Annotated in this window: 22 protein-coding genes and 2 pseudogenes; 15 read left to right on the top strand and 9 right to left on the bottom strand. The window is 59.1% G+C overall.

The genetic code is table 11. From position 1 onward, the window contains the following. The first annotated feature begins 353 nt into the window (after positions 1-353). Both C7U61_RS18435 and C7U61_RS18430 read left to right on the top strand, forming a co-directional pair. Entirely contained in the window at positions 354-818 is a 465-nt protein-coding gene (locus tag C7U61_RS18435) for a recombinase family protein (RefSeq protein WP_245410829.1), read from the top strand. Between the two features lie 576 nt (positions 819-1,394). Continuing rightward, on the top strand, positions 1,395-1,646 hold the full coding sequence (locus C7U61_RS18430; protein ID WP_106999503.1) for a type II toxin-antitoxin system prevent-host-death family antitoxin: 252 nt from the start codon (positions 1,395-1,397) through the stop codon (positions 1,644-1,646). A gap of 746 nt (positions 1,647-2,392) precedes the next feature. On the opposite strand, the gene C7U61_RS18420 is transcribed toward C7U61_RS18430, so the two are convergent. Together C7U61_RS18420 and C7U61_RS18415 are read right to left on the bottom strand one after the other, a co-directional pair. Beyond that, the gene (locus C7U61_RS18420; RefSeq protein WP_106999502.1) at positions 2,393-3,802 is read right to left on the bottom strand and encodes an O-antigen ligase family protein; all 1,410 of its coding nucleotides are present in this window, start codon (positions 3,800-3,802) and stop codon (positions 2,393-2,395) included. Between the two features lie 133 nt (positions 3,803-3,935). Continuing rightward, positions 3,936-4,511: a sugar transferase gene (locus C7U61_RS18415; protein WP_106999501.1), complete on the bottom strand. Its 576-nt coding sequence runs from the start codon at positions 4,509-4,511 to the stop codon at positions 3,936-3,938. Between the two features lie 186 nt (positions 4,512-4,697). Between C7U61_RS18415 and C7U61_RS18410 the strand changes: the two genes are divergently transcribed. Beyond that, on the top strand, positions 4,698-5,633 hold the full coding sequence (locus C7U61_RS18410; protein ID WP_106999500.1) for an SDR family oxidoreductase: 936 nt from the start codon (positions 4,698-4,700) through the stop codon (positions 5,631-5,633). 15 nt (positions 5,634-5,648) lie between these two features. Here C7U61_RS18410 and C7U61_RS18405 read toward each other — a convergent pair whose 3' ends face one another. Continuing rightward, positions 5,649-6,935, bottom strand: coding sequence for a nucleotide sugar dehydrogenase (locus C7U61_RS18405; protein WP_106999499.1), 1,287 nt, complete (start codon positions 6,933-6,935; stop codon positions 5,649-5,651). A gap of 266 nt (positions 6,936-7,201) precedes the next feature. Between C7U61_RS18405 and C7U61_RS18400 the strand changes: the two genes are divergently transcribed. The 4 genes and pseudogenes from C7U61_RS18400 (at position 7,202) to C7U61_RS18385 (ending at position 9,434) form a co-directional block, all read left to right on the top strand. Beyond that, positions 7,202-7,390 carry a hypothetical protein gene (locus C7U61_RS18400; RefSeq protein ID WP_106999540.1) on the top strand — a complete coding sequence of 63 codons (189 nt, stop codon included), beginning with the start codon at positions 7,202-7,204 and terminating at the stop codon, positions 7,388-7,390. A gap of 8 nt (positions 7,391-7,398) precedes the next feature. Further along, positions 7,399-7,812, top strand: a pseudogene (locus C7U61_RS18395) (type IV secretory system conjugative DNA transfer family protein); the annotation flags it as partial. Positions 7,813-8,184: 372 nt separating this feature from the next. After that, complete coding sequence (locus C7U61_RS18390; protein ID WP_106999498.1) at positions 8,185-8,805, top strand: DNA-binding protein; 621 nt, start codon at positions 8,185-8,187, stop codon at positions 8,803-8,805. Continuing rightward, positions 8,805-9,434 (top strand): RES family NAD+ phosphorylase, encoded by a 630-nt coding sequence (locus C7U61_RS18385; RefSeq protein ID WP_106999497.1) that lies wholly within the window; start codon positions 8,805-8,807, stop codon positions 9,432-9,434. Before C7U61_RS18390 ends, C7U61_RS18385 begins: the two co-directional genes overlap by 1 nt. 201 nt (positions 9,435-9,635) lie before the next feature. Here C7U61_RS18385 and C7U61_RS18380 read toward each other — a convergent pair whose 3' ends face one another. Beyond that, on the bottom strand, positions 9,636-9,866 hold the full coding sequence (locus tag C7U61_RS18380) for a conjugal transfer protein TraD (RefSeq protein WP_106999539.1): 231 nt from the start codon (positions 9,864-9,866) through the stop codon (positions 9,636-9,638). Positions 9,867-9,915: 49 nt separating this feature from the next. After that, positions 9,916-10,071, bottom strand: coding sequence for a TraC family protein (locus C7U61_RS18375; protein WP_245410828.1), 156 nt, complete (start codon positions 10,069-10,071; stop codon positions 9,916-9,918). Between the two features lie 259 nt (positions 10,072-10,330). Between C7U61_RS18375 and traA the strand changes: the two genes are divergently transcribed. After that, positions 10,331-14,215, top strand: coding sequence for a Ti-type conjugative transfer relaxase TraA (traA, locus tag C7U61_RS18370; protein WP_106999495.1), 3,885 nt, complete (start codon positions 10,331-10,333; stop codon positions 14,213-14,215). A 115-nt stretch (positions 14,216-14,330) separates the two neighbouring features. On the opposite strand, the pseudogene C7U61_RS18365 reads toward traA, so the two are convergent. The 3 genes and pseudogenes from C7U61_RS18365 to C7U61_RS18355 all read right to left on the bottom strand — a co-directional run. Continuing rightward, positions 14,331-14,726: pseudogene (locus tag C7U61_RS18365) on the bottom strand (integrase); the annotation flags it as partial. Further along, complete coding sequence (locus tag C7U61_RS18360; protein ID WP_106999494.1) at positions 14,726-15,112, bottom strand: type II toxin-antitoxin system VapC family toxin; 387 nt, start codon at positions 15,110-15,112, stop codon at positions 14,726-14,728. The gene C7U61_RS18360 and the pseudogene C7U61_RS18365, both read right to left, overlap by 1 nt. Further along, entirely contained in the window at positions 15,112-15,369 is a 258-nt protein-coding gene (locus tag C7U61_RS18355; protein ID WP_106999493.1) for a type II toxin-antitoxin system VapB family antitoxin, read from the bottom strand. Before C7U61_RS18355 ends, C7U61_RS18360 begins: the two co-directional genes overlap by 1 nt. Positions 15,370-15,497: 128 nt before the next feature. Here C7U61_RS18355 and C7U61_RS18350 point away from each other — a divergent pair, with 128 nt between their 5' ends. The 3 genes from C7U61_RS18350 to C7U61_RS18340 all read left to right on the top strand — a co-directional run bounded on the left by C7U61_RS18350 (position 15,498) and on the right by C7U61_RS18340 (position 18,860). Next, a complete protein-coding gene (locus C7U61_RS18350) occupies positions 15,498-16,181 on the top strand; it encodes a DUF1275 family protein (protein ID WP_106999492.1) in 684 nt (227 codons plus the stop codon). 149 nt (positions 16,182-16,330) lie between these two features. Beyond that, positions 16,331-17,314: a UDP-glucose 4-epimerase GalE gene (gene galE, locus C7U61_RS18345; RefSeq protein ID WP_106999491.1), complete on the top strand. Its 984-nt coding sequence runs from the start codon at positions 16,331-16,333 to the stop codon at positions 17,312-17,314. Further along, a complete protein-coding gene (locus C7U61_RS18340) occupies positions 17,292-18,860 on the top strand; it encodes an alkaline phosphatase family protein (protein WP_106999490.1) in 1,569 nt (522 codons plus the stop codon). The genes galE and C7U61_RS18340 overlap by 23 nt, the downstream gene beginning before the upstream one ends. Positions 18,861-18,866: 6 nt before the next feature. On the opposite strand, the gene C7U61_RS18335 is transcribed toward C7U61_RS18340, so the two are convergent. Further along, positions 18,867-19,373, bottom strand: coding sequence for a DUF1993 domain-containing protein (locus C7U61_RS18335; RefSeq protein ID WP_106999489.1), 507 nt, complete (start codon positions 19,371-19,373; stop codon positions 18,867-18,869). Between the two features lie 371 nt (positions 19,374-19,744). On the opposite strand from C7U61_RS18335, the gene C7U61_RS18330 reads away from it, so the two are divergent. From C7U61_RS18330 to C7U61_RS18315, 4 genes are all read left to right on the top strand, one after another. Next, the gene (locus C7U61_RS18330; RefSeq protein ID WP_106999488.1) at positions 19,745-20,671 is read left to right on the top strand and encodes a sugar ABC transporter substrate-binding protein; all 927 of its coding nucleotides are present in this window, start codon (positions 19,745-19,747) and stop codon (positions 20,669-20,671) included. Between the two features lie 74 nt (positions 20,672-20,745). Beyond that, entirely contained in the window at positions 20,746-22,287 is a 1,542-nt protein-coding gene (locus C7U61_RS18325) for a sugar ABC transporter ATP-binding protein (RefSeq protein WP_106999487.1), read from the top strand. A 32-nt stretch (positions 22,288-22,319) separates the two neighbouring features. After that, positions 22,320-23,345 (top strand): ABC transporter permease, encoded by a 1,026-nt coding sequence (locus C7U61_RS18320; RefSeq protein ID WP_106999486.1) that lies wholly within the window; start codon positions 22,320-22,322, stop codon positions 23,343-23,345. Between the two features lie 189 nt (positions 23,346-23,534). Beyond that, positions 23,535-24,593 (top strand): dipeptidase, encoded by a 1,059-nt coding sequence (locus tag C7U61_RS18315; protein WP_106999485.1) that lies wholly within the window; start codon positions 23,535-23,537, stop codon positions 24,591-24,593. Positions 24,594-24,608: the final 15 nt, after the last annotated feature.

Genomic DNA, 24,608 nt, shown 5'->3' with positions numbered 1-24,608 from the left:
GCGTCTGGAAGGACAAACCATTCTAGATGGATCCCGCCGGCTCGACGCTGGGATTTTTGGCCAAGATGAAGAACGGTTGCTGAACGTCGGGGTTGCTGATCAACATGGCTACGTTGCCGGCGGTGAGCTTGAAGTCGCGGATGTCCGGAAGCTTCGCCGTCAGTGATGAACGCGTGTTTTCGAAGCCAGTAAGCGTATGCCAGATCACAGGGATCCTTTTCACCAGCGGCACTCCCGTCATAAGGAAGCTCTGACCTCTCTCGTCCTACGACTCATTTAGATTGGAAGCCTCGCCATCCACGATAGGCCTTGCGAACGCGGAAAAAGTCCGCGCCGCATGGCACACGGCGGCAATGAATGACAGAACCTTGCCGCGCATCAGGGATGCCGGCTGCGAAATCATCCGCGAGGAGCAGAAAAGTGCTGCGGCGCTCGCAGGTTGTCCGCAACTGACGACCATCCTCGACTTCATCCATGCTGACGAGGCGCTAGCTATCCACCGCATGGATCTGCTGGCCCGATCGTTGCGAGATCTGCAGGCTGTAGTCGACTGTCACAAGGCCAAGGGCGCACATCTCATGGCCACTGAGCAGCCGGTCGATATCTCCGCCGCTGCTCGGAAGGTGTTTTTTGACATGCTCAGCGTCTTCGCCGAATTCGAAACCAATTCACGCCGCGATCGGCAGGCTGAGGTGTCGCCGCCGCCAGGAAACGTGGCACCTACAAAAGCCGCCCTCCGAAGATTATCCGCGCAGAAATTCGGGGTACGTGAGAGCTCTCTAGGGCCGCATGTCGTCTTTCGTCGCACGGCCTCGTAGTTCCCCTGGATTATGCGACGAAAATAGAGAGCATTTGGCGTACAAATACTTGAATTTCGCGGTGGTGGACCGTTGGTCGCAGCAGCATCAACTTGGCAATGACGCATTTTGTGCGTCGTTAAGCGAAAAGGCGAGTTCCTCAGTCGCGAAGGAATTCTAATTGGATTTCTATATCGACCCCTGATTTTAATCGATTTTCGATGCGAAACTTGCGGTCTCGATGTGGCATATGGTCATCGGAAGATCGGAAAGGGATCATCGCCCGTGCGGTAAACTTCCTCCTTCTGTCGATAACCAGGTATCCCATCAGATCACATGCCCAATTATGAGGGTGCAGTGCTATTTAAGCAATTGGTTCTCAGCTTAAATAGGGTGAGCTAAGTTAAGCGCCCTTAAATGCGGAGCGATACCATTAAGGGTCGGTGGCTGCGTCGGCGAACGGCTTCTTCTGCTCAGCGGACTATTGCTCACCACTGATATGGAGGACACCTGATTTCGAACTGATCGCGGACCGCTTTGCGACTTGTCGAAAACAGCTATTCCATCTATTTTAGCTGAATAGCAAGGAGATCAGATATGGCCAGCTTTTCCTTAACCGATCTTGGAAACCGTTCCGGTGAGGTCGTTGAAGCAGCGTTTCGCGGTCCGGTCGATATTACCAAGCGCGGTAAGCGCAAATTCGTGCTGCTCACGGCCGAGCAATTTGATCGTCTGACCGCCAGCACCGCTCAGCGGGCGCAGCGGGTTGAGGATCTCGTCGGCGCCGAGCGTGACGAAATCCTGGCTGGCCTCGACGCGGTCGCGCGCGATGGCAGTCGTGATGACTGATAACCGGCACGGGGACATCATCCTTTACTCCTATCTCTGGGCCCGTCAACATGAGCGTGGGGAAGAAAGCGGCCGCAAGGCTCGGCCGACCTGCGTGATGCTGATCCTCGCCGGTAGGGATGGAAAGCGAAACCACTGCTGTTCCCGATTACCAGCCAGCCGCCCACGGCCGGCGCTCACGCCGTCCAAATACCCGAAACGGAAGCCCGACGTGCGAAGCTCTACACCCCCGCCTGGGTCATTGTCGACGAGTTCAACACCGATGACTTAGCCACGTCTTGGGCGATCGAGGATCCGAAGCCTCTCGGGCAGTTTTCTCGCAAATTCATGTCGCGCATCGCGGCTGAGGCCGCGGCCGCAATCCGAGCCGGGTCGGTACGCGGCGTTCCGCGGCGCTAGTAGCCTGTGCTTTCGGGAAAGTTACAAACAATTCTTGACCATGTTTTGCATAAGGGCTCACCGGTGGAAGGTCCTTCTGGAGACCATCTCAGTAGACGGTCGGCAGTTGAAGAGGAGCTATATCGCCGGCTTGGCTGATAGCAGCCAATCTGCCTACGGCACCAAATCACTTCGAACCTGTGACCTTTGGAAACGGCAAACAGGTGAAAAGGACATGAAACTTAACGGTCGCACTCACCCTTCGAAACAGCGAACATCACAATCAGTGCTCCGGAAGAACAAACCATCCTAGATTCGATCATGGGGTTCTTTGTGTTGCTGTCGAGGCGGTCGTGCAACTATCATTATCAGGCTCTCACGGCCGCTTCTTTCCTTTCCACCTTCGCCATCGTCAAATACTCCCCCTTCAGCCGCATATGGCACCAGCAGGCAAAGGCGGAGCTTGCGAAGGCCAGGCTTTCGCCGATCGCCAAGCGGTTGTTGGAGTTGCTGAGGAGCGTCAATGAGAAAAAGAAAAGGCAGGCGATGTAGGCGTGCCATGCGGCGCGCGGAATAATGCCGGCCTTGCGGGCGCGCCAGACGGCGCGGATGAAGGTGGCGAGCATGAAGCCCATGATTGCCGCACCGAACAGGCCGTAGCGCACCAGGATTTCCAGATAGCCGTTGTGTAGCAGTGTGTACTGGACATGCGAGTAGCGCGTTTCGGCCCAGCGTTCGAGCCATCTGTTGCCCCAGCCGAAAATCGGCGCCGATGAAAAGACTTCCCAGCTGTTCGACCAGAGCTGCAGGCGTTCGTCCATCGACACCGGCGTATTGTTGGAACTGATTGCGTTTGAAACCACGCCGCCCATCTCATGGCCATTGGCCACATTTTCGACCATGGAAAGGGCGGCCGACACAGTTGGGCCGGCCGTCTTGTCGAGATTGTGCCTGACGCCATAGATACCGGCGATCAGCAGGGCCCCGACGGCAATGATGATGATGACGCCACTCTTCAGGCGCAGGTAGGTAAGTGTAATGAGTGCCAGCAGCGGCAGGGTGATGCCGAGTGCCAGCCAGACGCCTTTCGACTTGGCACCGTAAATGGCGATGAAACAGAGCGCGAAGATGAAGGGCGAAACGATATAGGCGAACCGGGCGATCCGGCGGTCGCTCGATTTGTCCGTCAGGTAATGCAACAGCCAGAACAGGGTGAATATCACGATCATGCCGCAGGCGACGGCGCCGTGGATCTGGTTGTTCATGATCAGCGGACGGATGGTTTCGCCGGCAAAGACGTCGCGCAGATGCTGTGTTGCCACTAGCATGATGAGGACCATGGCGAAATAAGCCGCAACGATCTTTTCCATCAGCTCTTCGTAGAGCAGGAAGGCGACGCCCATGATGGGAAAGAAGAAGGGAAAGGCATAGAGCCAGTCCGAGGCGCCGATATCGTGCTGCGGCGTCAGCCAGAAGGTGATGAAGAAACGCGCCATGACATAGAAGGCCCAGCCCATGCAGAGCCAGCCGATCCAATCGGTGCGCGGCCGTATGGGCGCCTTCATATAGTAGTAGAGGGCGATCAGAGAGAGGAGCGCGGTGGCATAGCGATAGGCGTCGCTCTCGACGACGGTCGGCGAAGCGACAAGCAGCCAGAGAATGCCGCCGATGATGGCGAGCGGTTTCGTCATGTTGCTTCCTGCCTTCGTGACGCCGATCGGTTCGGCTGCAAGGTCAGCATGCGGTTTGTTGATGCGCGAGTCGTCCAATGTCGTCATCCGCCCTCGTCTAGAAACGATTCATCATCCGGCATTCCTCGCCCCATGACGGGCCGTATGGTCGCAAAGGGGCAGGAATACGGCAATTTTCCCACGCCGTTGTGTCACTGATGCCGATTTCGCCGATTGTTTGTCAATGAGCAACTCCGTCGCGCCGGACGACTTTCATGGCTGTGAGGAATATGATCTTCAGGTCGAAGAAAAAAGAGCGGCGGCGAAGGTAGTCCTCGTCCAGCTCCACCTTCTCGGGGATCGGCAGTTCGTCGCGGCCATTGACCTGCGCCCAACCGGTCAAGCCCGGTAGCAAAGCGTCGACACCGCGTTCTGTGCGCAAGGCGACAAGATCGTGTTGGTTGAACAGCGCCGGGCGCGGGCCGACGATGCTCATTTCGCCTTTCAGGATGCACCAAAGCTGCGGCAGCTCGTCGAGGCTGGATTTGCGCAGGAAGGAGCCAATCGGCGTCAAATAGATCTTGGGGTCCTTCAGCAGATGAGTCGCGACCGCGGGCGTGTCCGTGCGCATGCTACGAAATTTCGGCATGCGGAAGATCTTATTTTTCCGACCGACCCGATCCGACCAATAGAGGATCGGGCCCGGTGAGGTCAGCCGTACTGCGAGTGCGACCACCAGGATCGGAATGAAAAAAACGATGGTCGCGGCTAGAGCGGCGAGAAAATCGAAAAGGCGCTTGGCGATCGTATAAAACATCGTCTCTTATCGTTGCATCGCCCGATATTCTATGGGTGATCAAGGTCGTCAATGCTCCGTCCATGTCATATCGCGATTTCAAGCACAACCATCCTCCACAAGATTCCCCGCCCTTGTTCCGAGCGGATATCCCGTGCAAAGCATGTCTCAGCAAATCATGGTGCGGAAAGCGGAGGCAGTGCGCGGATGATCCTGGTGACGGGTGCGACGGGTTTTGTCGGACAGGCCCTGTGTGCGGAGCTTTCCCGCCGGCGGATGGATTATCGGCCAGTCAGCCGCAGCCCCCGCCCAGGTTTCGTCGCCATCGGGGCCATGGATAGCGATACGGATTGGTCCGATGCGCTTGCCGGCGTCGAGGTCGTCATGCATCTGGCGGCCCGCGTCCATGTCATGAACGAGAGCGCCGACGATCCGTTGGCCGCATTCCGCGCCGTCAACGTCGATGCAACGATCAACCTGGCGCGACAGGCCGGGGCCGCGGGCGTGAGACGCTTCATTTTCCTGAGCTCGATCAAGGTCAATGGCGAAGGGACGGCAGACGGAAAGCCCTTCACGCCCACGGATGTGCCGCATCCGGAAGATGCCTATGGCCGCTCGAAGCTGGAGGCTGAGGAGGCCCTGCTCGTGATATCAGCGGAAACGGGCATGGAGGTCGTTATCATCCGGCCGCCGCTCATCTATGGCCCAGGCGTGAAGGCGAATTTCGCAACCCTGATGAGATGGGCCGCGCGGCCGTTTCCTTGGCCATTTGGGGCGGTTCGAAACCGCAGATCGCTGGTTTATGTCGGCAATCTCGTCGATTTCATGCTCCTGTGTGCCAGCCATCCGGCTGTCGGCAATCGCGTGTTTCTGGTCAGCGACGGCGAAGATCTTTCGATCGGTCAGCTGATCTCCAAACTATCTCTGGCCGCGGGGCGCAAGGCCTGGATGCTGCCGGTGCCGCCTGCGCTGCTTGAGGGACTTGCCGCGTTTTTGGGGCGTCGAGCCGCCGCGCAGCGCTTGCTCGGCTCCCTTCAGATCGATATCGGCGAGACGCGGGCGCTCACCGGCTGGTCGCCGCCTTACTCCGTCGAAGAAGGGTTGGCGGCAACGGTCGCTGGCGCGGGGGCGAGGGCGCGCTGAGCGGGCCTTTCCGCCTTACAAGCTCCAGACCGAATGACCTTCCAGCAGAGGATTGCTCCGATCGAGAGCTGCCTTCACGTCGACGACGACGCCGTTCTCGCTCAAGAGATCGAGGATACCGGCTGCACCTTCGGCCAGATAGGATTTGTGGGGAACGGCAAGCACGAGAGCGTCGAGTTTGCCGAAATCCTTCAGTTCCACCAGGCGGATGCCATATTCGTCTTCGGCCTCCGCATGGCTCGCCATTGGGTCGTGCACCAGCGGCTCGAGGCCGAACTGATGCAGTTCGCTTATGATGTCGGGCACGCGACTATTGCGAAGGTCTGGCACGTTTTCCTTGAAGGTCAGGCCGAATATACCGATCCGCGCGTCGTTGATCGGCTTTTTCGCCGCAACCAGCATCTTGATGAGCTTCTGGGCGATGAAGGCGCCCATGCCGTCATTGATGCGGCGGCCGGAGAGAATGACTTCTGGGTGATAGCCGAGCTCTTCGGCCTTAGCCGTCAGGTAATAGGGGTCGACGCCGATGCAGTGGCCGCCGACCAGGCCCGGGGTAAAGGGCAGGAAATTCCATTTCGTGCGCGCTGCCTTCAGCACATCGGCCGTGCGGATATTCATTTTCTCGAAAATGATCGAAAGCTCGTTCATCAATGCGATATTGACGTCGCGCTGGGTATTTTCGATCACCTTGGCGGCCTCCGCCACCTTGATGCTGGGCGCGCGGTGGATGCCGGCCTCGACCACGGCGCCATAGATCGCGGCGATCCTTTCCAGCGTTTGCGCATCATCGCCGGCGACCACCTTCACGATGCGCTCGAAGGTGTGCTCCTTGTCGCCGGGATTGATGCGCTCCGGCGAATAGCCGACATGGAAATCCTCGCCCTGGCGCAGCCCGGAAACCTCCGCCAGCACCGGGCCGCAGACTTCTTCGGTGACGCCCGGGTAGACCGTCGATTCATAGACGACGATCGAACCTTCGCGCAGAACCTTGCCAACGGTGCGCGAGGCGGAAATCATCGGCCTTAGATCCGGCTGGCGGTTTCGGTCGATCGGCGTCGGCACGGCAACGATGAAGATATCGCGATCGCGAAGATCCTCGATCTCGCTGCTGATGCGCAGCCCGCTCGACCGCAACCTCTCGGTGGAAACCTCCCGGGTATCGTCCTCGCCTGCCTTCAGCGCGGCCACGCGGGAGGCCTTGATGTCAAAGCCGACCACATCATGGAATTTTTCGGCAAGCGCGATCGCGACGGGGAGGCCCACATAACCGAGGCCAATGACGGCAATTTTTTCGTTCAACACAACATACCTCGAACACTCCGCCTGAATTAGCCCGAATTCGAAGCTGATGTCAGCGTCTAATATTTGCCTTCGGGATCATTTTAGGTGTGGGTCGCATGAATGTGATGACCGGTAAGCCGCTTCGCCATGGCTTGAAAATTATGGCCTTGTGGCAGGTTGCGATACAGCGTTGGCGCAGATGCATAGGATGCCTATCGAAACTTTCCGGTTTCGACCCCATTTATTTGGTAGGACCTATTTTCTTTTCTCTGAAAGAGCGGTTCGCGATGCGAAACAGCTACCTTAAACAACTCCGTACCCAGCGCGAACAACTCGAAGCCAAGCTCGAGCTGCATATAGCGCGCTATTGTTTCGGCGAAGGCGAGGTGGACGACGGTACCGAAGCAGAGCTCCGGCAACGGATTGCGGAAATTTCCGACGAAATTGCCGCTCTCGAGGCTGAGCGCGGCGAGTAAGATTGCACCTGTTCCTCCCCGATGAGGTCGCGCGTCTCGGCTTCATGCGGATCCTGGAGACGGCGCGCGACGCAGGCCGCAAGTACGGCATCACGCTGTTGCTGTTGTTTCAGAGCATCGGCCAGATGCGCGAAACCTATGGCGGGCGCGATGCTGCCAGCAAATGGTTCGAGAGCGCGAGTTGGATTAGCTTCGCGGCAGTGAATGATCCGGAGACGGCCGACTACATCTCGAAGCGCTGCGGCACGACCACGGTCGAGATCGACCAGGTCGGCCGGCCGTAGCAGGCGTCGGGTTCGTCGCGCACGCGATCGAAGCAGCTTGCAGCGCGGCCGCTGATCCAGCCGCATGAAGTGCTGCGGATGCGGGCCGATGAGCAGATCGTCTTCACCGCGGGCAATGCACCGCTTCGTCCCGGCCGCACTTCCTCGGTCCTCCCTGTCGCCCGGCGCCGCTCAACGCCGAACCGTGCCGCCGACGCTGCGACCACTCCAGCGACCGGCACAGGCAGGAGACGCTTCGTCATGAGCACTCGTCGAGCCCTGCCGGACGCTAGCCGCCCGCTTATCATACCCCCGCGAGAGGAGCGTGACCCGCATGCGCGGAGACCGCTTGCGGGCTCCGGCAGTGACTGGCAGGGCGCGAGTAGAGCCGCGCCCTGAAGAGGGATCACCCCTAACTTATGCAGACGAAGCCCTCGTTTCTCGTCAATGATGTAAAAGAACCCCATCGAGCGAGTTGACGCAGTAGTTTTCGTTACGATATAAATCCTAAGACAACCAGAGGAGGTCACTATGCCTCGCGCCCCGCATTCAACTGAGCTCGTGCTGAGTTTCCAGACCGACCCGGATTCCGTCCAGGCCGCATTTCTGCGTCGTGCAATGTCGGCACTCGAACGGATTGCCGCGACAACACCGTCGAAGGCGCTCACGGCTGCTCTCGGCGCGCCGACGGGCGCAGGAACGCTCGCGCAAATCCTCAGCCATCCCGAGTTTATCGGGGAGGCGGTGAGCAATCTCGACCCGATGGTCCCGGCGCTCGCGCGCAATGTCGAGCATCGGAACCAACTGCTCCTGCGTGCCGGCGGCGTCCTTTCCGCCGAAGAAGCCGGCAAAATTGCGGGCATCACCCGCCAAGCGATCGACAAGCGGCGTCGGGGCAACGCGATCCTTGGCGTCCGGGAGGGAAGCGACTGGAAATATCCAGCCTGCCAGTTCCTGGACGGAGAGGTTTTGCCGGGGATAGCCGAGGTCGTTCGCGGTCTCGCAGACCAAGGCGCCTGGGCTACGCTCGATTTCCTGCTTGCGCAGGATAGCGCGCTCGGCGGCCGGTCGCCGTTGGAGGCTTTGCGCCAGGGTGATCTCGGCGCGGTCGAGCGGCTAGTCCGCGCCAATACCGGCGACGGCTTCGCCTGATGGCCCCGCCGGTGCGAGGACCGTCCGGGGCGGCGGCGCCGCCGCCCGATTGGTTGAAGAATGCGAACTTACCGATCACGACCATTCCGGCCGGATCGGTGTTGCACCGGATTCACCGATCGAGCTTTGATCCGGTGTTTTTCGGACCGGGAGCCGGCCACAATCCAATTTATCGATTCGATAGCGCAAGTGGACGATTCGGCGTGCTCTATATCGGCCACGCCTTCGCAGGCGCGTTCGCCGAGACGATCCTGCGCAACCCGCAACGGCTGATGGTTGCAGAACGCGAAATTGTCACCCGGTCGGTAACGGAGCTCACCAGCCGGACGGCTCTGCGCATGGTGACGATGCACGGCGCCGGGCTGCAGATCCTCGGCACGGATAATTCAATCTCCACCGGCCCCTATGAGCCATGCGGCGCATGGGCCGATGCGCTTTGGGATCATCCGGAGGAGCCGGACGGGATTGCCTATCTGTCCCGGCATGATCCCAGCGAGGTCTGCTACGCGGTCTTCGAGCGCAAACCGATCGCCTTCGAGGCGAAGGCGACGCATCCGCTGTCTGCCATGCAAAGCGACGTCGCGCAGCTGCTCCACCGCTACGGCAAGTCCCTTTCCGCTGACGTGTAAAGCTACGGCAACTGCGGGAAGTATCAGCGGTGCGCGGTCATGATCGGCGGCTACGTCCGCTTCGGCGAACCATGCTGTTTTTCAGTGGATTCAACGCGCGAAGCTATTGCCCCCTATCATCGTTCCAAGACCGAGCGAGGCAAAGGCCTCGATGTAAAGATGAACGTGTCAGAGGTATCGTCGGCGGGATCAAAGCCTGGGTCAAACATCTAGATCCTTGCTCTCCGAATTATTCATGCGTGCATCGGCTTGGAACGCTTCCATTCCAATCTTGTGAAGCTCACGGTACTGCGCGGTATCAGGCGGGATCCGGCTGGCTTCGATCAAGGCGCCGAGCAGGAACGCGCGATCGGCTTTTCTCAAGCCAGCCTTGATGATCAATCCGCCGAAGATCATCTTTTCGCGCGTTTCACGCTTGCGATCACTTGTCATCTCGCGCTGCCGTCTTCGTTCGAGAAGCATAATCCGCTGATCGAGCCTCTTAAGCGGATTCGCCCGCTGTCCTTTTTTCGCGGTCGCGAAATCGCGCCGTGATTTCGGCCAGAACTTCATTGAGCTCGGCGTCGGAAATGTCCAGTTCGGCGAGACCGGCCCTCCGCGCCGCGCTAGCGAAACGTTCATTGACCTTGGCGACCATGGTCTTTCGTTTCTCTCCAAGCAGCTCAATCTGTGTGTCGATATCGGAAACCGTAGTCCTTCCACGCATATCTGTTCTTCCTTTCATCAGAGTCGAGTCTGATGGTACTTTTATACTGCATTAAATACGGTAGTCAAATTAGCAAAAATGATATAGGAGAGAGGAATTCATCCTGGAAAAATTACTATTTCCAGGATTTTTCGCCAAGATATCTCGATATCTGCATGGTGCCGAGGTGCCAGAAAGGATAGAGTCAAATTTGGCTATTATGTTTTTAAGGACGAAAATAATCAGCCGTGGAGCGGGGCAGAATATTATCTCGGCTGCCGCCTATCGTCATCGTACCAAGATGATGGATGAGCAGGTGGGGACTAGGTTCCACTATTCCGCAGACGCGGCCGAACTCATCCATGAGGAACTCGCTCTGCCTGATGACACGCCGGCATGGTTGCGAGTTTTGATCGACGGACGATCGGTTGCCGGCGCCAGCGAAGCGCTTTGGAATGCCGTCGATCGTTTCGAGACTCAGCGTAATGCACAGTTGGCCCGCGAGATCATCCTTGCGCTTCCAAACGAGCTCAGCAGGACGGAAAATATCGCCCTGGTACGCGACTTCGTTCGTGAGAACCTGTTGTCGCGCGGAATGGTGGCAGACTGGGTCTATCACGACAAGAAGGGCAATCCGCACGTCCACATTATCACCACGCTGCGTCCACTGACAGCGGAAGGATTTGGGCTGAAGCGCGTCGCTGTCGTTGACGACGGCGGTGAGCCGTTACGCCTGAAAACGCGCCGCAGGCAGAAAGGAGAAATCGTTCGCCGTCCATGGGCAGGCAACAAGGCAACGCTTGAGGAGTGGAAGCTTGCATGGGCTCAAACGGCAACGCACTATCTGGCAATTGCCGGTCACGATATCCGCATAGACGGCCGCTCCTATGAGGAGCAGGGGTTGCGGGGAATGGGGCAGCGCCACCTCGCTCCTGCCCGCGCGGCGCGTCTACGCAAAGGTGCCGATGTCTATTTCGCGCCGGCGGCATTGGCGCAGCGTTACGAGACGGCGGATCGCCTTACTGCCGACCCCGGCCTACTGCTTAAGCAACTCAGCAACGAGCGCTCGACTTTTGGTGAAGCCGATATCGTCCGTGCCCTTCACCGCCATGTTGATGATCCAATCGTCTTTGCCAATATCCGCGCAAAACTGATGGCGTCGGATGATTTGGTAATGCTTCGGCCGCAGCAGGTGAGTGCGGAAACTGGTGAGGTCGAGCTGCCGGCAGTCTTCACGACGCGCGCGACGATCAGAACCGAATTTCACATGGCGCGGTCGGCATTGAATCTCTCGAACATCGGTGGTTTCGCGGTATCGTCATCCCAAGTTGATGCTGCGATAGTTGAAATTGCGGCGGCGCCAAACAAGGCCATTCGCCTCGACGCTGAACAGGTCAAAGCGGTTCGACATATCACCGCCGATAGCGGCATTGCCGCAGTTGTCGGTATTGCGGGCGCTGGCAAATCGACATTGCTGAGTGTGGCACGTCTCGCCTGGGAAGGAGACGGCAGGCGCGTTCTCGGAGCAGCGCTCGCAGGCAAGGCGGCGGAGGCGTTGACTGATAGTTCCGGGATCCGTTCGCGTACGATTGCCGCTTGGGAGCTTGCCTGGAAAAACGACTATGACCTCCTGCAGAAGGGCGACGTCTTGGTCCTAGACGAAGCTGGCATGGTGTCGTCGGAACAGATGGCGCGTCTTCTCAAACGCGTCGAGGATGCGGGCGCGAAAGCGGTTCTTGTCGGCGACGCGATGCAGCTTCAGCCGATCCAGGCGGGGGCTGCCTTCCGGGCCATCGTCGAGCGCATCGGCTTTGCCGAATTGGTCGGCGTTCGCCGCCAGAGACACGAATGGGCGCGAGAGGCGTCCGGTCTATTTGCCCGTGGAAATGTTGAGGAAGCCTTGAGTGCCTATAGCGCCCATGGCCATGTCCTCGAAAGTGACACGCGCAATGATGCCGTTCAGCGCATCGTCTCCGACTGGGCCAACGCTCGCCTTGATGCCGTTGCCAAGGCAGAGGTCGAGGGTCGAAAATTGCGTGGCGACGAGTTGATGGTTCTCGCGCACACCAACAGCGATGTGAGACGCCTCAACGATGCGATCCGGGCGGTCATGTTGCAACAGAATGCACTTGGGGAAGGTAGGCCGTTTCGTACAGAGCGCGGCAGACGTGAGTTTAGCGAGGGAGACCGGATCATCTTCCTGGAAAATGCGCGGTTCATCGAACCCAAGGCCTCTCACCTAGCTGTTCAGCATGTCAAGAACGGCATGTTTGGAACGGTCGTATCGACGGCGGGTCGAGGAGGGGAACCATTTCTTTTCGTTCGGTTGGACAGTGGCCGGGATGTCATGTTCTCCGAAGACACTTATCGCAATGTCGACCATGGCTATGCCGCGACGATTCACAAGAGCCAAGGATCGACCTTCAGCCGCACTTTCGTGCTGGCAACCGGCATGATGGACCGGCACCTGACATATGTTGCCATGACGCGTCATCGCGAGCGTGTCGATCTTTATGCGGCAAGGGAAGATTTTCAGCCAAAGTTCGAACGAGGCAAGTCGGCACGCGTCGAGCATGCCGCTGGCATTACCGGCGAGCTTGTCGAAATCGGACTTGCGAAGTTTCGCAAGCGGGACGACGCCGATCCTTCTCCTTATGTTGACGTCAGAACGAACGATGGAACCACGCATCGCCTTTGGGGCGTCAATCTGCCTAAGGCGATTGAGGCGGCCGGCGTCGGGATTGGGGATACAGTGACCATGCGCAGGGAGGGAACTGAAAAAGTTACCGTTAAAATGCCCGTTGTTGATGAGGAAACGGGAGCGAGGCATTTTGAGGATCGCGTTGTCGACCGCAATATTTGGACGGCATATTCAATTGATAAGGCCGAGGCTCGGATGGATCAACTTGCCGCCGAACATCGCCCTCCGACGCTCTTTGCGCAACTGATTGAACGGCTGTCGCGCCCCGGCGAAAAGACGGCGACGCTCGATTTCGAAAACGAGGCGTCTTATCGATCCGTGGCTTTCGATTTCGCACGGCGGCGCGGCATCGACACTATCGCGGATTATGGTTACGTCGTCGAGGCACAGGTGGAGCGCCTATCCAATTGGTTCACCGTACAAAGTGATCATGTGGCGCGCCTCTGGCAACGGGCGAGCGTGCCCTTTGGGGTCGCAGTCGAAACTTCGGGGCGGAATGCTGCTATTCACGCACCACGCGATAAAGACGCCTTGCCCGCTCCGACGGCGGATGCTTCCGATCTACTACCCGCGGTGAACTCCCTTACCCAATCGATTGCAGAAGAGGCGCGTCCCGCCCCACCCACATCTCCTGCGATGTTGCCGGCGGTCACGAAATTCAATGCAAGCCTCGACGAGGAGGCGCGAATGCGCGTGACCGAGACTGAGCATTACAAACAGGTGAGAGCAGCACTCGCCGCAACAGGGTCCGTGATCTGGCGCGATCCCGCAACAGCCGTGAGGATGATCGAGGATCTGGTGATCAAGCAGATCGACCCTGAGCGTGTTGCACGTGCCGTTGCCACAGAACCAACAGCCTATGGTCCTTTGCGCGGTAGCGGCAGGATGATCGATAGGCCGCTTGCTGCTGGTCGCGAGCGTAGGGAAGCTCTGCGGGCGGTTGAAGCAGTTGGTGCTAATGTACGCTCTCTTGGTCGATTTTACTTGGGCGCTTTTGAGAACGAAAGAGCGGCGGTCATGATAGAGCGTGAACGGATGGCAATACCTATTCCGGCGCTAACGAGAACTGCTCAGACAGCGCTGCGACATATCATGTCCGAAACCGAGAAGCGCCCGCGCGAGCTGGCACGATTGGTCCGGTCGTTGTCACCAGATGTCCGCCACGAATTTTCTGTGGTCAGTAAAGCGCTTGATGCTCGCTTCGGACCGGGCGCAATTTTGCGCAACGAGATCGATGTTGCCAATATGGTCTCAAGGTCTCAGCAAACGGTCTTCAAAGCCATGCTTGGTCAATTGCGCACAGTCCAACGTGCCGTCGCTTTAGATCGGGCAGAAGAGATTATCGCCGAGCGCCAACGTCGAACGATTAACCTCGCCCGTGGTGTTGATCGCTGAGAACGTCCAAAGATTCCAAAGGAAAACGACAGGCTTATACCCGGATGCGTTGTCTAGGAGCTTTTTGGACAATCCAACGAAAGCGAAGATACGGGTTTTGGGGCTGGTAATGAGTAGTGGCGAGATAGCGACAGCGATCCTTTCGATCGATCGGCATGCCGCGTTGCGTGTAATTCCAGGTGAGTGCGGACAGCCGCCGTTCGGTGGTCGACACAGAGTTGGCCTTCATACCACGTTCGGCGGTGCCGGACGTACGAGCGGTGATGTAGAGGCCGACGATTTGTGGATCGGCTGAAAGGGGCGTCAGGTTCGAGCGCCGACACCAGGCGGAAAAATGCTCCTAGTCGCTGGCATAGGCTTTGCGCGTGTTGGCGGAGCTGGCCGCCTCGACGTAAGTGCGGGCGCGGTCGGTGAGTTCTTGCAGGTGCGCGGGTAGGCTGGATATCGGCTGCACGGCGGGGGAGGGGAGGTAATCGGTTCGATCATCCTCGCGCTCCGTGTCGCTGGTCATCACGCTGCCTCGATATCGGTTTGGGAAAAGTCGTTGCCGATAAAGAGCAGGGCTTCATCGGCGCGTTTGGCCAGAGCATAGGAGAAGCAATCGGCAAAATTCAGGCTGGCCGGATGGCGGCCCTTGCCATAGGTCAGCCAGGCTTGCGTTGCCAGATCCACCAGGTCCGCGTCGACCGGAATAATCTCCGCTTCGATTTTCGTCAGCCAAAGATCGATCTCGGCCAGGGCGTGTTCACCGCGCCGACTGATGAGAACCATGCGGGCCGCGAGCACGCAAGTCGCAGGCACCAGACGGATCGGATCAGCGACCAGCGAGCGTTCTAACCGCAAAGCCTCAGGCTCGTTGCGTAGTATCGCGACGATGGCGGAGGTATCGATCACCATCAGTTCGGAATTCCGTGCTCGTCATAGCCGACGATGTCCTCATCGCTGCGATTGTCGAGGTCCGGCAATCGCGCCACTCGTTCGCGGATGGCGCGCAAGTCGCCAAGCAGCCGCTCCTGCGCCACATCACCATATCCCAGGCGATGTAGGCGTTCGGTGAGGGCCTGATGGATGGCGGCGGTCTTGCTGATGCCCTGACGGCGGGCGAGTTCGTCGGCAAGCGCGACGGTGGCAGGGTTTTTGATGTTAAGAGACATGGGAGACTCCGACATTCTACCTTTTTATCGATTTCTACCGTGAAGGCGGCGCTGTATCAAGCAAGCATCTCGACATCAGCAGCTATTCGGCGCGATAAGGTCGGAGACGATAAGCGAACGAGAAAGCGATGAGGCCAAGTCTTCCTACCCTTCTGAGCATCAATGGCGGCTATGTCGACACCGCCGGCTTTCTTGCCCTACACGGCCTGTTCACGGCGCATGTCACGGGCAATTTTGTCACGCTCGGCGCTTCCCTAGCGCTCGGAACCTCTGGCGCTTTGGCTAAGCTTCTGGCGCTGCCGGTTTTCTGCGTCGTCGTCATTCTCGCCCGGCTCATTGGCGGTGATCTCTCGCGACGCAATCTGCCGACGTTGCAGATCATCCTCTCACTGAAATTGTTGCTGCTCGCATTCGCGGCGATTCTCGCCATGCGCTTCGGCCCGTTTGGCGATGGAGATGGCTGGCAGCCGCTTCTGATCGGCATGACGCTTGTCGCGGCCATGGCCATCCAGACAACGGCACATCGCATTCATCTCGGCTCGACGCCACCGACGACCATGATGACTGGCACGACGACGCAGATCATGATCGACATCGCCGATCTGCTTCATGGTGCTAAGCCGGAAGAAAAGGCGGCGATGAAGGCGCGGCTCCGCCGCATGGGCGTCTCGGTCGGCGGCTTTGCCTTCGGTTGTGCGCTGGCGGCCGCCCTTTTCCTGTTTGTCGGCATGGCTTGTTTCTTTCTGCCGCCGGTGTTGGCGCTTGCCGGAATCCTCATGCATAGCGGCAAGGCTGAGATAAAGCCGGCTTAGCTTTTCGGCTCGGCCTAGCCTCGATACGACCAATCTTGCTCCTTTCTCCCGCCTTGCAAGTCGGCTACAGCTCTCTAAGTGTACGCGTCAGGTCGAATTGGTCCGCCGCGTTGGGGCGGCAAATCCTTGTTAGTCAAGAAGGGGTGGTCATGGCAGGAGAAACGGTGCTTGTGGTCGGCGGAGCCGGATATATCGGTTCCCACACGTGTCTGGATCTGGCGAACAAGGGGTTCAAGCCCGTCGTCTACGACAATTTCTCCAACGGGCATCGCGAATTCGTCAAATGGGGTCCGGCCGAGGAAGGCGACATCCGCGATCGGGCGCGCCTCGATGAGGTGCTGGCCAAGCACAAGCCTGCCGCCATCCTGCATTTCGCCGCGCTGATCGAGGTTGGCGAGTCGGTCAAGGATCCCGTTTCCTTCTATGAGAACAACGTCATCGGCACGCTGACTCTGCTGTCCGCAGCCCAGGCGGCTGGTGTGAAAGCTTTTGTCTTCTCTTCGACCTGCGCGACCTACGGCCTGCCGCAGAGCGTGCCGCTCGACGAGAGCCACCAGCAAGTGCCGATCAACCCTTATGGCCGCACGAAATATATCGTCGAGCAGGCGCTCGCCGATTATGGCCAGTACAAGGGGCTGCGCTCTGTCATTCTGCGCTATTTCAATGCTGCCGGCGCCGATTTCGAGGGGCGCATCGGCGAATGGCATACGCCGGAAACCCATGCGATCCCGCTCGCGATCGATGCCGCCCTCGGCCGCCGTCAGGGCTTCAAGGTCTTCGGCAGCGATTATGACACGCGCGACGGCACTTGCGTTCGCGATTACATCCATGTGCTCGATCTTGCCGACGCTCATGTTCGCGCCGTGGAATATCTGCTTGATGGCGGCGATTCCGTCGCGCTCAACCTGGGTACTGGCACCGGTACGACGGTGAAGGAATTGCTGGGCACGATCGAGACTGTATCGAACCGACCGTTCCCGGTCGAATATGTCGGCCGTCGCGAGGGCGATTCGACGACGCTTGTCGCCAACAATGACAAGGCTCGCGATATCCTCGGCTGGTCGCCGAAATATGATCTGACCGAGATCATTCAATCCGCCTGGAATTGGCATGCCAAATCGAACCAGCACTGAACGGCGTTCTGTCGCTGGTGTTGGGGGCAAACGCCCGAACGTTCTGCTGATTTCAGCCGACCAGTGGCGGGGAGATTGCCTTTCCGCCATTGGGCATGAATGCGTGAAGACGCCGAATGTCGATGCGCTGGCAAACGAAGGTGTACTCTTCCGGCGGCATTATGCCGGAACAGCTCCCTGCTCGCCGGCGCGGGCGACGCTCTATACCGGCCTCTATCAGATGAACCATCGCGTTTGCCGTAACGGTTCGCCGCTGGATGCCCGTTTCGATAATGTCGCGCTTGCCGCACGCCGGGCCGGCTACGAGCCGACGCTGTTCGGCTATACGGATACGGCACCGGATCCGCGCGGCCGCGATCCGCATGATCCGCATCTGACGACCTACGAGGGGGTGCTGCCCGGCTTCACCGCGCGGCAACTCCTGCCGGAGCATGAGAAACAATGGCTATCATGGCTGCGGTCGCGCGGCCATGCCGATGCCGTCAACCGGGACATTCATATTCCCGTCGGCGCCGAGCCTGGCGAGATTTCCAGCAAAGCACCTGCCTATTCTAAGGACGAGACGCAGACGGCCTTTCTGGCGGGCGAATTCATCCGTTGGCTCGGGGAGCAGGATCAGCCATGGTTCGCGCATGTCTCCTTCCTGCGGCCGCACCCGCCTTTCTCGGTGCCGGAGCCCTACAATCGCATGTTTTCGGCCGCCGATGGTCCGGCTTTCGCCCGCGCCGCCGATCGCGAGACGGAGATGGCCTCGCATCCGCTGCTTGCCTTCGGCCTGCCGCTGATCGGTAAGGGTGGCTTCATCTATGGCGGTGAAGGTTCCATCAATGAGTGGGCGGCGGAGGATTTCGCCGCAATCCGTGCGATTTACTACGGCATGATTGCCGAGGTCGATGCGCAGCTTGGCCGGATCTGGCAGGCATTGAAGGACGCAGACGCCTGGGACGATACGCTCATCGTCTTCACCTCCGACCATGCCGAGATGATGGGCGACCATTGGATGCTCGGCAAAGGCGGCTTCTTCGACGGCAGCTATCATGTGCCGCTCGTGGTTCGCGATCCTTTCCAGCCCGCCACGCATGGGCGGCAGGTAGAGCATTTCACCAGCGCCGCGGATATTTTTCCAAGCCTATGCGACCGCCTCGGCATCGCGCCGGCAAACCATGTTGATGGTGAAAGTCTTCTGCCGTTCCTCACAGCGTCCGAACCGGAAAACTGGCGCGATGCGGCCTTCTGGGAGTTTGACTTTCGCGATATTGCCGGAGGCATTCCGGAGCGGCATTTCGGCCTGCGGTCCAATGCATGCAATCTCGCCGTCCTCCGCGACGAGCATTTCAAATACGTTCATTGCGCCGGGCTACCGCCGCTGCTTTTCGATCTGGGGAAGGACCCGGCGGAGCTTTCCAACGTCGCCGATGACGGCGCCTATGCGGCCGTCAGGCTTGCCTATGCCGAAAAGCTGCTCTCTCTTCGGGCGGAGCATCTGGACCAGACGCTTGCCTATATGGAACTGACGGAGAACGGGCCGGTTTCGCTCCGGCCCTGAGTGGTTTCAGCCGAGCGCGCCGAGATAGTTCATCTTGCCGACAGGCAGACCGCGACTGCGCAGAATGTCGTGCGCCGTGGTGACGTGGAAGAAGAAGTTCGGCAGCGCGAATTTCGCCAGATAATCCTCGCCCTTGAAGACGATCCTGTTGCCTCCGGGCGTGATCGTCACCTCCCGCGTGTCGCTGCCTTCCATCGTTGCCGGAGTGATCGTTGCCAGGAAATCCTGAGTTTTCTTCAGACGTTCGCGCAGGTCTGCGACGGTAACCTCATTGTCCTCGAAGCGTGGCGCGTCGATGCCGGCAAGGCGGGAAATGGTGAGCTTCGCCGTATCGGAGGCTCTCTGGTATTGGCCGGAAAGCGGCAGCATGTCGTCGATCAGGCGCGCGGAAACGAGTTCCTCCGCCGCAATGCCTTTTTCTGCCGCATGGGCTTCGATCTTGTCGAGATAGGCCGAAAGGTTTTGCAGACCGCGCTGAAAGATCGGGACCGAGAAACTGTACATCGAGGGCATGCGTCTTCTCCATGCTGGGCCGCGGCGCGGCCGGTTGTTTGCCGACATTCTCATCCGTTCAGATGTCGATGGAATAACCATTCCATGGTGTCGGCGCCCGTATGTAGGGTTTAGCCGCCATTTCTAACAGCATCAGAGACGAGAAAAGTCATCGTAGCCGGCACCCAGTCTCAGGCTCCGAATTTGCTGTTGACCTTTGTATGGAAAAATGGAATGAATATTCCGCGTAAGGAATTTTACGGTTTGTTTGTTCCGTTTTCGATATGATTGCCATGGGAGTGGCGGTCGATTGAATAAAGGCCCCACGGTCGAAACCGGGGGTTCCGGCATTCAGGAGGGGTGTGGCCGGGCACCGTATCTGGGAGGGAAATATGAAGAAATTTATCCTTGGCTCTGCAATGGCGCTTTTGTTGTCGACTGCCGCCCACGCCCAAACCATCGGCGTGTCGATGGCTCTCTTCGACGACAACTTCCTGACCGTCCTGCGCAACGGTATGCAGGATTATGCAAAGGACAAGGGCGTCACCCTGCAGGTCGAAGACGCGCAGAACGATATCGCCAAGCAGCAGAGCCAGATCCAGAACTTCATCGCCAGTAAGGTCGATGCCATCATCGTGAACCCGGTCGATACCGACGCGACGGCTGCGATTTCCAAGCTGGCTGCCGACGCCAAGATCCCGCTCGTCTACGTCAACCGCGAGCCGGCAAATGTCGACAGCCTTCCGGACAAGCAGGCTTTCGTCGCCTCCAACGAGCAGGAATCCGGTACGCTGGAAGCCAAAGAAGTCTGCCGGTTGCTGGGTGGCAAGGGCAAGGCCGTCATCATGATGGGCGAGCTTTCCAACCAGGCTGCCCGCATGCGCACCAAGGACGTCCATGACGTGGTGGCGACCGACGAGTGCAAGGGCATCAAGATCGTTCAGGAGCAGACCGCCAACTGGCAGCGCACCCAGGGTGCCGACCTGATGACCAACTGGCTCTCCAGCGGCATCGAATTCGATGCCGTCATCTCCAACAACGATGAAATGGCAATCGGCGCCATCCAGGCGCTGAAGGCCGCCGGCAAGCCGCTCGACAAGATCGTCGTTGCCGGCGTCGACGCCACGCAGGACGCGCTTGCCGCCATGCAGGCCGGCGACCTGAAGGTCACTGTGTTCCAGGATGCCGCCGGCCAGGGCAAGGGTGCAGTCGATGCCGCACTCAAGCTGGCAAAGGGCGATAAGGTCGAGAAGAAGGTCTACATCCCCTTCCAGCTCGTCACGCCGGCGAACGTCAAGGACTTCATCAAGAAGAACTAAGGACGAAAAATGATCGACGGATGCGGGCCTGAAAGCCCGCATCCTGTGAAATCCGATCTGCCCGGGAGGGAAAAATGGTTGTGAGCCCATCCACCATGGCGGCAGTGCGCGCCAGCGGCGTTGTTCCCAATGCCGCCTATCTGTTGAGCGCTGAAGGCATCCGCAAGGAATTTCCCGGCGTGCTCGCGCTCGATGACGTTTCCTTCCGCCTCAAGCGTGGGACAGTGCATGCGCTGATGGGCGAAAACGGCGCGGGCAAATCGACCCTGATGAAGATCCTTGCCGGCATCTATATCCCCGATCAGGGCGAAGTGCGCCTCAAGGGCGTCGAAATCCGGCTGAAATCGCCTCTCGATGCGCTGGAAAACGGCATTGCCATGATCCATCAGGAACTAAATCTGATGCCCTTCATGACGGTTGCCGAGAATATCTGGATCCGACGTGAGCCGAAGAACCGCTTCGGTTTCGTCGATCATGCGGAGATGAGCCGCAAGACCGAGGAGCTCTTCCAGCGCCTGAACATTTCCATCGATCCCGAAATCCAGGTCCGCGAGCTTTCCGTCGCGAGCCGGCAGATGGTCGAAATCGCGAAGGCGGTTTCCTATAATTCCGACGTGCTGATCATGGACGAGCCGACGTCTGCTCTCACTGAGCGCGAAGTGGCGCATCTCTTCCAGATCATCCGCGATCTGCGGGCCCAGGGGATCGGCATCGTCTATATCACTCACAAGATGAATGAGCTGTTCGAGATCGCCGATGAGTTTTCGGTGTTCCGCGACGGTAAATATATCGGCACGCACGCTTCGACCGACGTCACCCGCGATGACATCATCCGGATGATGGTCGGCCGCGAGATCACGCAGATGTTCCCGAAGGAAGAGGTGCCGATCGGCGAAACCGTGCTGTCGGTTAAGGATCTGAGCCTCGACGGCGTGTTCTCCAATGTGTCCTTCGACGTCCGGGCCGGCGAAATTCTCGGTGTGGCCGGGCTTGTCGGATCGGGCCGGTCCAATGTCGCCGAGACCATCTTCGGCGTCACGCCGGCCTCGTCCGGCACGATCGAGCTTTTCGGCAAGAAGACTGAAATCACCTCGCCAGCCGCCGCAATCTGCCACGGCATGGCCTTCCTGACCGAAGACCGCAAGGATACGGGTTGTCTTCTCATCCTGAGCGTGCTCGAGAACATGCAGGTCGCAGTTCTGCACGACAAATTTGTGCGCGGTGGCTTCGTGCAGGAAGGTTCGATCGAAGAGGCCTGCGAGGAAATGGCCAGGAAATTGCGCGTCAAGACGCCTAACCTCGACGAACGGATCGAAAATCTTTCCGGCGGCAATCAGCAGAAGGCGCTGATCGGCCGGTGGATGCTCACCAATCCCCGCATTCTGATCCTGGACGAGCCGACCCGCGGCATCGATGTCGGCGCTAAGGCGGAGATCCATCGTCTCGTCACTGAAATGGCGCGCAACGGCGTCGCCGTGATCATGATCTCCTCGGAAATGCCCGAGGTGCTCGGCATGAGCGACCGCATCATGGTCATGCACGAGGGACGGGTCACCGGATTCCTGGATCGCGCGGAAGCAACTCAAGTGAAGGTGATGGAGCTGGCCGCGCAGTGACGCCGCCAATCATCGCAAGGGAGGATTGAAGCATGGTTAGCAAAGTTGCAGAGGCGGCCGCTCCGGCAGTCACGCGGCCAAGAAGGCGCCGGGTGCCGCCCGAACTCGGCATCTTCCTGGTGCTGATCGGCATTGCGCTTCTCTGTGAAATCCTCGGCTGGATCTTCGTCGGCCAGAGCTTCCTGATGAACCTGCAGCGCCTGAAGATCATGATCCTGCAGGTGTCGGTTATCGGCATCATCTCGGTCGGCGTGACGCAGGTCATCATCACAGGCGGTATCGACCTCTCGTCCGGGTCGGTCGTCGGCCTCACGGCGATGGTCGCCGCAAGCTTTGCCCAGTCGTCGACCTGGGCGAGGGCAGTCTATCCTGCGCTGACCGACATGCCCTTCTTCGTACCGATCGGCATCGGCCTGCTGATCGGCCTGCTTGCCGGTTACATCAACGGCCAGCTGATCACCAAGACGAAGATCCCGCCCTTCATCGCGACGCTCGGCATGATGGTCTCGGCCCGCGGCCTGTCGAAGCTCTATACCAAGGGTCAGCCGATTTCAGGTCTCACCGATCAGTTCAATTTCATTGGTTCCGGTATTTGGCCGGTGGTCGTCTTCCTCATCATCGCGATCGCCTTCCATATCGTGCTGCGCTACACGCGCTACGGCAAGTTCACCTATGCGATTGGCGCCAATGTGCAGGCGGCGCGCGTATCGGGCATCAATGTCGAGACGCATTTGGTCAAGGTCTATGCGATTGCCGGACTTCTCGCGGGTCTCGCCGGCATCATCACCGCCGCCCGCGTGCAGACGGCGCAGGCCGGCATGGGCGTCAATTACGAGCTGGACGCGATCGCTGCGGCCGTTATCGGCGGCACATCGCTGACCGGCGGTGTCGGCCGTATCGCCGGCACCGTGATCGGCACCGTTATTCTCGGCGTGATGATCTCAGGCTTCACCTTCCTCAACGTCGATGCCTATTACCAGGAAATCGCCAAAGGCTTCATCATCGTCGCGGCCGTTGCCATCGACGTCTACCGCCAGAAGAAGCGGGCCAAGCGCTGAAATGCCCGACACATCATCAGCGTTCTAGCATACTCTCAAGGCGGGGTTTTTACCTCGCCTTTTCCATTTCTCCATGCCATTCCATGCAAATGCAAATTTTTTTCATTTGGGTATGGCGAATCCTGTCAGCTTTTCTATTCTGGCGGCTTTCCATTCGCTCTCTCTAGAGCGCTTCACCCGGGATAGAAAATGCAAGCCGTATTCGATGGTCACAACGACGTTCTCTTGAGACTCTGGCATCACGCGCGCGACGGCGCCGATCCGATCGCCGAGTTCAGGAATGGAACGACCAGCGGTCATATCGATGCTCCGCGTGCCCGGGTCGGCGGCCTGGCAGGCGGTCTTTGCGCCATCTATATTCCATCGGGCGATCTCGTCTTTGCCGATCCCGATAGCAACGGCCACTATGCCACGCCGCTTGCGGCTCCGCTGGAGCGGGCGCCTTCCCTCGACGTGGCGCTGGAAATGGCGGCGATCGCGCTGCGGCTCGACCGTGCCGGCGCCTGGAAGCTCTGCCGCTCCACCGCCGAGATCCGCGATTGCATGGAGAGGGGCATTTTCGCGGCCGTAATGCATATGGAAGGCTGCGAAGCGATCGATGCCGATCTCGTCGCGCTCGAAACCTTCTATGCCGCCGGCCTGCGTTCGCTGGGGCCCGTCTGGAGCCGCAACAACGTTTTTGCCCACGGCGTTCCTTTCGCCTATCCGAGTTCGCCGGATACCGGGCCTGGCCTGACCGAGGCCGGCTTCGCGCTGGTGCGCGCCTGCAACCGGCTCGGCATTCTCGTCGATCTCGCCCACATCACCGAAAAGGGCTTCTGGGATGTGGCGAAGACTTCGGACCAGCCGCTGGTCGCCAGCCATTCCAATGCCCACGCGCTGACGCCGGTGGCGCGCAATCTCACCGACAAGCAGCTCGACGCCATCAAGGAGAGCCGCGGCATCGTCGGTCTCAACTATGCGACGGCGATGCTGCGCGATGATGCGCGCTCGGATGCCGATACGCCGCTCGAGGCGATGGTGCGGCATGTCGATTATCTCGTCGGCCGTGTCGGCATCGACTGCGTCGGCCTAGGATCGGACTTCGATGGCGCCACGATTCCTGCGGAAATTAGCGATGCTGCAGGCAATCAGAAGCTGATTGCCGCCCTTCGGAACGTTGGTTATGGTGAGGCCGATCTTGTAAAGCTGTGCAGGGAGAACTGGCTTCGCGTCCTGGCGTCCGCTTGGAAGGAAGGCAGCCGGTGAAGTGTGTGCCGATTG

The sequence above is a fragment of the Rhizobium sp. JAB6 genome (assembly GCF_003024605.1).
Classification (GTDB): Bacteria; Pseudomonadota; Alphaproteobacteria; order Rhizobiales; family Rhizobiaceae; genus Rhizobium.
The sequence above is the reverse complement of the archived record's forward strand: the minus strand, read 5'-3'. Positions and strand labels throughout refer to the sequence as shown.

What these genes read in the sequence shown, in the direction of transcription:
- C7U61_RS18325 (WP_106999487.1), top strand. Translation starts at nt 20,746, where the DNA reads ATGGTTGTGAGCCCATCCACCATGGCGGCAGTGCGCGCCAGCGGCGTT.
- C7U61_RS18320 (WP_106999486.1), top strand. Translation starts at nt 22,320, where the DNA reads ATGGTTAGCAAAGTTGCAGAGGCGGCCGCTCCGGCAGTCACGCGGCCA.
- C7U61_RS18380 (WP_106999539.1), bottom strand. Translation starts at nt 9,866, where the DNA reads ATGACAAGTGATCGCAAGCGTGAAACGCGCGAAAAGATGATCTTCGGC.
- galE (WP_106999491.1), top strand. Translation starts at nt 16,331, where the DNA reads ATGGCAGGAGAAACGGTGCTTGTGGTCGGCGGAGCCGGATATATCGGT.
- C7U61_RS18315 (WP_106999485.1), top strand. Translation starts at nt 23,535, where the DNA reads ATGCAAGCCGTATTCGATGGTCACAACGACGTTCTCTTGAGACTCTGG.
- C7U61_RS18375 (WP_245410828.1), bottom strand. Translation starts at nt 10,071, where the DNA reads ATGGTCGCCAAGGTCAATGAACGTTTCGCTAGCGCGGCGCGGAGGGCC.
- C7U61_RS18350 (WP_106999492.1), top strand. Translation starts at nt 15,498, where the DNA reads ATGAGGCCAAGTCTTCCTACCCTTCTGAGCATCAATGGCGGCTATGTC.
- C7U61_RS18360 (WP_106999494.1), bottom strand. Translation starts at nt 15,112, where the DNA reads ATGGTGATCGATACCTCCGCCATCGTCGCGATACTACGCAACGAGCCT.
- C7U61_RS18340 (WP_106999490.1), top strand. Translation starts at nt 17,292, where the DNA reads ATGCCAAATCGAACCAGCACTGAACGGCGTTCTGTCGCTGGTGTTGGG.
- C7U61_RS18410 (WP_106999500.1), top strand. Translation starts at nt 4,698, where the DNA reads ATGATCCTGGTGACGGGTGCGACGGGTTTTGTCGGACAGGCCCTGTGT.
- C7U61_RS18330 (WP_106999488.1), top strand. Translation starts at nt 19,745, where the DNA reads ATGAAGAAATTTATCCTTGGCTCTGCAATGGCGCTTTTGTTGTCGACT.
- C7U61_RS18355 (WP_106999493.1), bottom strand. Translation starts at nt 15,369, where the DNA reads ATGTCTCTTAACATCAAAAACCCTGCCACCGTCGCGCTTGCCGACGAA.
- C7U61_RS18400 (WP_106999540.1), top strand. Translation starts at nt 7,202, where the DNA reads ATGCGAAACAGCTACCTTAAACAACTCCGTACCCAGCGCGAACAACTC.
- C7U61_RS18435 (WP_245410829.1), top strand. Translation starts at nt 354, where the DNA reads ATGAATGACAGAACCTTGCCGCGCATCAGGGATGCCGGCTGCGAAATC.
- C7U61_RS18415 (WP_106999501.1), bottom strand. Translation starts at nt 4,511, where the DNA reads ATGTTTTATACGATCGCCAAGCGCCTTTTCGATTTTCTCGCCGCTCTA.
- C7U61_RS18430 (WP_106999503.1), top strand. Translation starts at nt 1,395, where the DNA reads ATGGCCAGCTTTTCCTTAACCGATCTTGGAAACCGTTCCGGTGAGGTC.
- C7U61_RS18385 (WP_106999497.1), top strand. Translation starts at nt 8,805, where the DNA reads ATGGCCCCGCCGGTGCGAGGACCGTCCGGGGCGGCGGCGCCGCCGCCC.
- C7U61_RS18420 (WP_106999502.1), bottom strand. Translation starts at nt 3,802, where the DNA reads ATGACGACATTGGACGACTCGCGCATCAACAAACCGCATGCTGACCTT.
- C7U61_RS18335 (WP_106999489.1), bottom strand. Translation starts at nt 19,373, where the DNA reads ATGCCCTCGATGTACAGTTTCTCGGTCCCGATCTTTCAGCGCGGTCTG.
- C7U61_RS18390 (WP_106999498.1), top strand. Translation starts at nt 8,185, where the DNA reads ATGCCTCGCGCCCCGCATTCAACTGAGCTCGTGCTGAGTTTCCAGACC.